We start from the raw sequence: 5626 nt of genomic DNA, 5'->3' as shown, positions 1-5626 counted from the left end.
GACGCCGTCCGAGGCGAGCAGCACCCCCATCGCCACCAGCGCGCACAGCGAGAGCACGCTCCCCAGCACCGAGATGAACGTGACGCTGTCGACCACCATCCGCGCGAGCGAGCTCACGACCAGCAGCGCCACCGCCACCGCGATGACGACGCGGGCCGCACGGTGGGCGCGCCACAGCAGCACCGCGCCCACGATCAGCAGCGCCCCCAGCGCCAGCGACGACGCGGCGGTCACCGCCATCGGCCCGTACTCGGTGGTGTCGCCGCCGCCGCTGGCCGTGGCGGTGATCCCCAGCAGCGTGGCGAAGCCGATGGCCACGCCGATGATGCCGAGCCCCACTGCCAGTCCCGTCAGGCCGAGGGCGGCGGGCCGGGGGCTGTGATCGCGGTCGGTCATGCATGTCCTCGGGTTCGGTCGGGGGATCCCTGTGCGGCGAGTTCGAGTGTCCTGGCGAGCATGGGGCCCACCACGTCGGACTCGGTGAGGAAGCCGTCGTGACCCGCCGGGCTGTCGATCACCACCAGTGGATCGGCGCCGGGCAACAGCGCGGCGAGCTCCTCCTGCTGGCGCAGGGGATAGAGGCGGTCGGTGGTCACCCCGCCGATCACACAGGGAACGGGACAGGAGCGCAGGGCCTGTTCGACCCCGCCTCGTCCCAGGCCCACGTCGTGACGGTTGAGTGCGTCGGTGAGCAGGACATAGGTGCAGGCGTCGAAGCGGGAGACGAGCTTGCCGGCCTGGTGGTCGAGGTAGGACTGCACGGCGAAGCGCCCCGACATCGACAGGTCCTCGCCCCGGGGGTCCTCACCGGGTTGCGGACGGTTGGCGAACCGCTCGTCCAGTTCCAGCTCTCCCCGGTAGGACAGGTGCGCGATGCGACGGGCGATCCCGAGTCCGGCGACGGGGGTGCGGCCGGTGCCGTGGTACCCGCCCTGCTGCCAGTGGGGGTCGGAGGTCACGGCCATGATCTGCGCGGTCTGCACCCCGATCTGGTCCGCGGAGGCGCGCGCCCCGACCGCGAGGACACAGCCCGCCCGGACGCGGTCCGGATGGGTGACCATCCACTCGAGGGTCCTGGCCCCGCCCATGGAACCGCCGATCACCGCGGCCCACCGCTCGATCCCCAGCAGGTCGGCCAGGACCCGCTCGGCCTCCACCATGTCGCGGACGGACACGGCCGGGAAGCGGGCGCCCCAGTAGTGGCCGTCGGGGTGCAGTGAACTGGGGCCCGTCGACCCCCGACACCCGCCGAGCACGTTGACCGACAGCACGCAGTAGCGGTCGGTGTCCAGCGGCAGCCCGGGCCCGACGAGTCCGTTCCACCACCCGGGCGTCGGGTGGAGCGAGTCCACGGAGCCGACCACGTGGGAGTCCCCGGTCAGCGCGTGTTCGACCAGGACGATGTTGGACCGGTCCTCCGAGATCCGGCCCCACCGCTGCACCGCGAGGGTCACCCCCGGGAGGACGACACCCGTGACCAGCGTGAGGTCGCCGATGGCGACACGGCCGAGGGTGCCGTCGCCCGGGGGCAACAGCGCGAGTGGATCGGTGGGGCGGACCATGCGGGCGGACGTCAGGAGAGCGCGGCGAAACCGAGCTCGAGGTCACCGATGATGTCGTCGACGGCCTCGATGCCCACCGACAGACGGACGGTCGCCGTGGTGACCCCGGCGATCGCGTTGGCCTCGGGCGTGCCCTGGGAATGGGTGGTGGTGGCCGGGTGGCACACCAGCGACCGGACGTCGCCGATGTTGACCAGGCACGAGTGCAGTTTGAGCGCGTCGATGAACGTCCACGCCCGCGTCGTGATGTCCTCCTCGGACGTGCCCTGCGGCACCGCGAGGTCGAACGTGACGATCGCGCCCGCACCCTTGGGGGACAGCGTCTTCTGCAGCGCGTTGTACGGCGAGGAGGCCAGGCCGGCGTACTGGACGCCCGCCACGTCCTCGCGCGCCTCGAGCCACTCGGCCACCCGCTGCGCGTTGGACACATGGCGCTCGATGCGCAGGCTCAGGGTGTCGATGCCCTGGACCAGGGTCCACGCGTTGAACGGGGAGGCCGCCGCGCCGGTGTCGCGCAGGAGCGTCACGCGGGCCTTGAGCGCGAGGGCGGGCGCCCCGAGGTCGGCGTAGACCAGACCGTGGTACGCGGGATCCGGGGTGGTGAAGGACGGGAACACGTCCTGCCCGTCCCGCTGCACGCGCCAGTCGAACTTCCCGCCGTCGACCAGGACGCCGCCGAGGGAGGCGCCGTGGCCGCCGAGGTACTTGGTGGCCGAGGAGACGACGACATCCGCCCCCAGCTCCAGCGGGCGGATGAGGTACGGGGTGGCCACCGTGTTGTCGATGACGAGCGGAACCTGGTTGCGGTGCGCGACCTCGGCGATCGCCGGGATGTCGAGGATGTCGTTCAGCGGGTTCGAGATGGACTCGCCGTAGAACAGCTTGGTGTCCGGCCGTACCGCCGCCTGCCAGGAGGCGGGGTCGTCCGGGTTCTCCACGAACGTGGTCTCGATGCCGTACTTGGGCAGCGTGTGCCGGAGCAGGGTGTCGGTACCGCCGTAGAGGCGGGGGGAGGCCACCACGTGGCCACCGGACTGCGCGATCGCCTGGATGACCGCGGTCTCGGCGGCCTGGCCGGACGCGAAGAGCAGCCCGGCGACGCCGCCCTCGAGCGACGCGATGCGATCCTCCGCGGCGGCGACCGTGGGGTTGGTGATCCGGGTGTAGATCGGGCCCATCTCGGCGAGCGCGAACCGGTCCGCGGCCTGCTTGGCGTCCGCGAAGACGTACGAGGTGGTCTGGTAGATCGGCAGATTGCGCGCACCGGTGTCGGAGTCGACGGGCTGGCCGGCGTGGATCTGGCGGGTCTCGAAGGCCCAGTCGGGATTGCTGTTGTCGTACGTCATAGGGGCGGAGCCCCTCCTCTCGTCAGAAGGGTCCGGCCGCTTGACGACAGCGGACCCGCGCTTGCCTGTCACCCGGGTGGGTGGTGGCCAGGTCGTCTCCCGGGGCACCCCACCGCGGTGGAGGGTTGCCGTCCAGCGAGCCGGGGCTTGTCGCTGGAACTCATGACCTGGGGAGAGGTTAGCCTAAGCCGCTCGGCGGCGGCAACGAGGGGTAACGGTGCGGAGCGGTCTCTGGCGGGACCGGACGAATCCGTAAGATGAGGCGCACATCACACTACCGTCGACGGCGCGGGCCCCAGAAGGGCGAGCGGGGAGAGAGGGTCCGATGTCCAGGATCAAGGTGGAGGGGACGGTCGTCGAGCTCGACGGCGACGAGATGACCCGCATCATCTGGAAGTTCATCAAGGACGAACTCATCCATCCCTACCTGGACGTGGACCTCGAGTACTACGACCTCGGCATCTCCAGCCGTGATGCCACGGACGACCAGATCACCGTGGACGCCGCCAACGCCATCAAGAAGCACGGGGTGGGGGTCAAGTGCGCCACCATCACCCCGGACGAGTCCAGGATGGAGGAGTTCGGTCTCAAGCGGATGTACCGCTCGCCGAACGGCACGATCCGCAACATCCTCGGCGGGACGATCTTCCGCGCACCGATCATCATCTCCACCGTCCCCCGCCTGGTGCCCGGCTGGACCAAGCCGATCATCGTCGGCCGGCACGCCTTTGGCGACCAGTACCGCGCCACCGACTTCAGGGTGCCCGGAGCGGGCACTGTCACCATCACCTACACGCCGGCCGACGGTTCCGAGCCGATCGAGCACGAGATCGTCGAGATGCCGGACGACGGCGGTGTGGTCATGGGGATGTACAACTTCACCGAGTCGATCGCGGATTTTGCACGCGCCTCGTTCAACTACGGCCTGCAGCACGACTACCCGGTGTTCCTGTCCACCAAGAACACGATCCTCAAGGCCTACGACGGCGCGTTTAAGGACATCTTCCAGGACGTCTTCGACCGCGAGTTCAAGGCGGATTTCGACGCCGCCGACCTGACCTACGAGCACCGACTCATCGACGCCATGGTCGCCTCCGCGCTCAAGTGGGAGGGCGGGTACGTCTGGGCCTGCAAGAACTATGACGGCGACGTGCAGTCCGACACGGTGGCCCAGGGCTTCGGCTCGCTCGGCCTGATGACCTCGGTCCTGCTCACTCCGGACGGGAAGACCTGCGAGGCCGAGGCCGCGCACGGGACGGTCACCCGCCACTTCCGGCGGCACCAGCAGGGCGAGCCCACCTCCACCAACCCGATCGCGTCGATCTTCGCCTGGACCCGCGGGCTCGAGCACCGGGGCACTCTCGACAACACCCCCGAGGTCCTCGAGTTCGCGCACCAACTCGAGGACGTCGTCATCTCGACCGTCGAGGGCGGCCAGATGACCAAGGATCTCGCCCTCCTGGTCGGCGAGGACCAGGACCACCTCACCACCGAGGATTTCCTCGCCGCCCTGGACCAGAACCTCAGGAGGGCTCGCGCCTGAGCGGCTACGGTGTCGGACAGTGGTCCATCTCACATGAGGGCCGCCGTCCGCCGACCCGCGAGCACCCGAGGAGCACCACGTGGACCAGAGTCCCCTGATCGACATAGGCCTGCCCGTCGCGCTGGCGATCATCATGGTCGGCATCGGGCTCAGCCTGACCAAGGAGGACTTCGCGGTCCAGGCCAGGTCGCCGTGGGCCACGATCGTCGGACTGTTCGGCCAGCTGGTCCTGGTGCCGCTGACGGGCGTGGGTGTGGCCCTGGTGTTCGGGCTCCCCCCGATGCTGGCACTCGGAGTCGTCCTGGTGGCGGCGACTCCCGGTGGGGCGACGTCGAACCTCATCACCTACCTGGCCCGCGGCAACGTCGCACTGTCGGTCATCCTCACCGCACTCACCTCCGTGGCCGTGATCCTCACGCTGCCGATGTGGTTCGGTATCGGCGCTCGGGTCATCCCGGGGGCCGCCGACGCCGAGGTGACCGTCCCGCTCGGCCAGACCTTCGGGCTCCTGCTGGGTGTCATCCTCATCCCGGTCCTGCTCGGCATGATCCTCCGGGCGAGGAAGCCCGCGCTGGCCGCCCGCATCGAGCGCTTCGTGGGCATCGTCGGACTCGTCGTCCTGGTGCTGCTCATCGTGGGCATCGTGCTCGGCGAGAGGGACCGGATCGTCGACCTCGTCGTGTCGGTGGGGCCCGCGGTCGTCGTGCTGAACCTCGCGCTGATCGTTCTGGGCGGGCTACTCGCCTGGGTGTGCCGTCTGCGCCGCTCCGAGCAGATCGCGATCGCGGTCGAGTTCGGCATCAAGAACACCACCCTGACCCTGCTCATCGCCTTCACCGTGATCGGCGACGAGGAGGTGGGGCTCGCCGCCGCCGTCTACAGCATCGTCATGTACGTCACCGCGTTCCTGGTGGTCTACGGCGGTCGGCGTCTCATGCGCACCGCCCCCTGATCGGGCCTGGGCAAGGCGGGCCCGCGCGGGCGCGGGCGTAGCCTGCTCCGGTGACCACGAGCCCCGCCACCGTCGCCGCGCCCACCCCCCGCCGCGTGGCGTTCGCGATCCTCGCGCTCGCACTGGGTGGGTTCGGCATCGGCGTCACCGAGTTCGCGGCGATGGGGCTGTTGAGGTCGATCGCTGACGACTTCGGCCTCACCGAACCGCAGGCGGGACAGGT

The 5626-nt window shown here is 69.9% G+C and carries 5 protein-coding genes, 1 pseudogene and 1 riboswitch; of the genes and pseudogenes, 3 read left to right on the top strand and 3 right to left on the bottom strand.

Annotated elements, in window-relative coordinates:
* The 3 genes from G6020_RS05070 to G6020_RS05060 all read right to left on the bottom strand — a co-directional run.
* Nucleotides 1-396: hypothetical protein (locus G6020_RS05070; protein WP_182609872.1), on the bottom strand; the 396-nt coding region annotated here is incomplete at its 3' end.
* Nucleotides 393-1562, bottom strand: coding sequence for a homoserine O-acetyltransferase (locus tag G6020_RS05065; protein WP_179524717.1), 1170 nt, complete (start codon nucleotides 1560-1562; stop codon nucleotides 393-395). The genes G6020_RS05070 and G6020_RS05065, both read right to left, overlap by 4 nt.
* 11 nt (nucleotides 1563-1573) lie before the next feature.
* Nucleotides 1574-2908, bottom strand: a complete 1335-nt coding sequence (locus tag G6020_RS05060; protein ID WP_182609871.1) for a PLP-dependent transferase — start codon at nucleotides 2906-2908, stop codon at nucleotides 1574-1576.
* A 52-nt stretch (nucleotides 2909-2960) separates the two neighbouring features.
* A riboswitch (SAM riboswitch) is annotated at nucleotides 2961-3076 on the bottom strand.
* A 157-nt stretch (nucleotides 3077-3233) separates the two neighbouring features.
* Here G6020_RS05060 and G6020_RS05055 point away from each other — a divergent pair.
* The 3 genes and pseudogenes from G6020_RS05055 to G6020_RS16920 all read left to right on the top strand — a co-directional run.
* Nucleotides 3234-4451 carry an NADP-dependent isocitrate dehydrogenase gene (locus G6020_RS05055; protein ID WP_182609870.1) on the top strand — a complete coding sequence of 406 codons (1218 nt, stop codon included), beginning with the start codon at nucleotides 3234-3236 and terminating at the stop codon, nucleotides 4449-4451.
* Between the two features lie 79 nt (nucleotides 4452-4530).
* Nucleotides 4531-5403, top strand: a complete 873-nt coding sequence (locus G6020_RS05050) for a bile acid:sodium symporter (protein ID WP_182609869.1) — start codon at nucleotides 4531-4533, stop codon at nucleotides 5401-5403.
* A gap of 95 nt (nucleotides 5404-5498) precedes the next feature.
* Nucleotides 5499-5626: pseudogene (locus G6020_RS16920) on the top strand (MFS transporter); the annotation flags it as partial.

This window comes from Dietzia sp. B19, from assembly GCF_014145155.1.
GTDB classification, from domain to species: Bacteria; Actinomycetota; Actinomycetes; order Mycobacteriales; family Mycobacteriaceae; genus Dietzia; species Dietzia natronolimnaea.
This window is presented reverse-complemented; position numbering and strand designations above follow the sequence as displayed.